Origin of the sequence: Streptomyces sp. NRRL S-920 (genome assembly GCF_000717945.1) — a bacterium.
GTDB classification, from domain to species: Bacteria; Actinomycetota; Actinomycetes; order Streptomycetales; family Streptomycetaceae; genus Streptomyces; species Streptomyces alboniger.
In genome coordinates, this window is record NZ_JODF01000134.1 from 1 (window position 1) to 2,388 (window position 2,388).

At 72.7% G+C, this 2,388-nt stretch carries 2 protein-coding genes; both read left to right on the plus strand.

Features of this window, described 5'->3' with window-relative positions; translation table 11 throughout:
* The first annotated feature begins 188 nt into the window (after positions 1 to 188).
* Positions 189 to 989 carry a hypothetical protein gene (locus tag IG54_RS42725; RefSeq protein WP_037898467.1) on the plus strand — a complete coding sequence of 267 codons (801 nt, stop codon included), beginning with the start codon at positions 189 to 191 and terminating at the stop codon, positions 987 to 989.
* Between the two features lie 62 nt (positions 990 to 1,051).
* The gene (locus IG54_RS42730; protein WP_051820487.1) at positions 1,052 to 1,663 is read left to right on the plus strand and encodes a hypothetical protein; all 612 of its coding nucleotides are present in this window, start codon (positions 1,052 to 1,054) and stop codon (positions 1,661 to 1,663) included.
* Positions 1,664 to 2,388 lie beyond the last annotated feature (725 nt).

The window sequence follows — 2,388 nt, forward strand, 5'->3', positions numbered from 1 at the left end:
CCGCCGGGCAGGCCCGCGCGGAGGGGGCGGAAACCGCCGCTGACCTGCGGAAAGATGTGATGCAGGTCACCCGTTCGGAGGACTGTTCCAGGTGGACTCGGGCACTTGAATAAGGCAGAATTAGTGATGTCGGAAGGGGATGGCAGCCCCGGACGACAGGCCCGAACCTTCAACACCAGGGAGACGACATGACCACCAGCACCCTCTACCGCACCGGCGGAGTCGTCTCCTTCCACCGCAACGGCCCCCGGGTCGCGGAGGGCCGCGACATCCCCCTGACCGTGGTCCCGATGCACACCGCCGAACTCCGGCACTACGACTGGTTGGTGGAAGCCCTCCAGGAGGACGGCTACCACGGCAACATCGTGGCCGCCAACGTCTACTTCGCCGACACGAACGCCTTTCTCGGAGTCTTCTTCAGCGACGGCCGCCGGACGCACACCGAGTGGTGGGACGACGTCGTTCTGCACGACCTGGAGTTCGTCGCCGAGGTCCGCACCCCGCAGATCGCCCTGAACTACATGGTCGACCGGTGGAACTGGATGCACGGTCGCGTGCTGCCCGTCCGCGAGCCCTGGGAGGACGACGAGACGCTGGCCAGCCGCCGCAGGGAAGTCCTGAAGGCCCACACGGTGGCGGGCAGCCCCTCCCCGTCCGCCGAGACGCTGGCGGAAGCCATCGCCGCCCAGGAGGCCGCCGCAGCGGAGAAGGCCCGCGCCGAGGCCGCGAAGCGCGCCGCCTACGAAGCGGCGATGCGCAGCAGCGCGTTCGGATTCGACGTCACGCTGGCCGATCCGTACCGGGTCATCGACCTGGCCAAGGCCGGACGGCCGGGCCGCTGCGACCACCCCCGCTGCACTCAGCCCGCCCCCGTCGCTATCGAGGCGGACCCGTGGATCAAGCGGGCCCCCGCGGACCGCCGCCCCGTCCGCCGCCGGGCGTGCGCGTTCCACTTCCTGAACGCCATCGACACGGTGTTCGGGTCCTGACACCACCCCGCCCGCCGGGCCCGCCACGGCGGGCCCCCGCACCTTCGACAGAGGAGATCATGATGAGGACCGCAGCGGACGAGACCGAGGTGTACCGGCTGATCCCGCGCCTGAAGACGTTCACGGTGAAGGGTGCCGACGTGCAGCCCGGTGATCGCCTGTACCAGTACGAGCACCAGGCCGGTGTCCGTGTCGGTGCCATGTGGTGCGGCCGCGTGCCGGGTGGCACGGCATGGGACCGCTACCGGGTGAACTTCCGGGAGGCCGATTTCCCGTGGGGCTACGGCAGCATCAGCCCCCTGGTGGAGTACCCCGTCCAGCGGTCCGGGGTCTACGTCGAGGGGTGGAGCCCCGAGGACTGCGACAGGCGCCGCAACGAGCTGTTCGAGGAACTGCGGCGGGTCGAGCTCGACGGCGAGGACGCCGAACTGCGGCCGATCTTCGACCCGGACCGCCGGACCTACTCCGTCCAGCTCTGGAAGGCGGGAGAGCTCGCCGCGACCCACGGCACCACCGACAACTTCCGATACTCGGAAGAACCGCTGGAGGCCATCGACGCGTTCCTGAGCGAACAGGGCATCACCCGCGCGATCACGGACGACGAGGCGTTCCGCGTGCGCGCCGGTCTCAAGTACGCCAGGGGCGGCATGGAGTGGGCCGCCTTCACCGGCTGACCGCCACGGCGCCGCCCCGCCCCGCCCGAGCCGGCCGGGGCGGGGCGGCGTCGCGGCGGTAGCGGACACGCCTGGCGGCGTGGCGGTGTTGGTGGCCCGGTGCGTGCTCGCCGGCCCCGGCCTCCTTCGTCGGCCGGTGCCGTCGGCACCGGGACCAGGCCCTCCTTCGTCGGGCGGAACGGGCGCCCCTGGCGGGGCGGCTGTTCCCGTTCGGGTCCGCTGGCGCGGACCGCCGGGACCGTCCGCGTCGGTCGAGGCGGAGTCCGGGGTGCACCTGGTCGAGGTGGAGACCAGGGAGGTCCGCCTCCGGCGGACGGCCGCCGGTGCCTCCGGCATCGGCAGCGTTGCGGTTCGCTCCGCGAACCGTGGCAGTGTCGGCGCTTCGCGCCGAGGTGCGGTGCTCCGCGCCGCACGGGGTGGGTCCGCTGCGCTGGACCGGTCTGCAGTGCACGCTTCGCGTGGGGTGTCGTCGCTCCGCGACGACGGCGAAGGGTGCCCCCCGCTTCGCGGCGGCGGGCCCGCTGCGCGGGCCGGCCGGACCCACGGCGCCACCGGGCTGCACCTGGTCGTGGTGGAGAAGAAGGACCGCCTCCGGCGGGGCCCTTACTCCCAAGGGGCGGGGGCGCGGGGCGAGTTGCGGCCCGGCGGGTGGCTGGGGTGTGGGGGTGGCCGGGGTCTCCCCTCGGCCGGTCGGTCACCCGGAGGGCTACCCGGAACCCGGCGGG

Bases quoted from the DNA above. Each gene is read 5' to 3' on its own strand.
- IG54_RS42725 (WP_037898467.1), top strand. From the start codon at position 189: ATGACCACCAGCACCCTCTACCGCACCGGCGGAGTCGTCTCCTTCCAC.
- IG54_RS42730 (WP_051820487.1), top strand. From the start codon at position 1,052: ATGAGGACCGCAGCGGACGAGACCGAGGTGTACCGGCTGATCCCGCGC.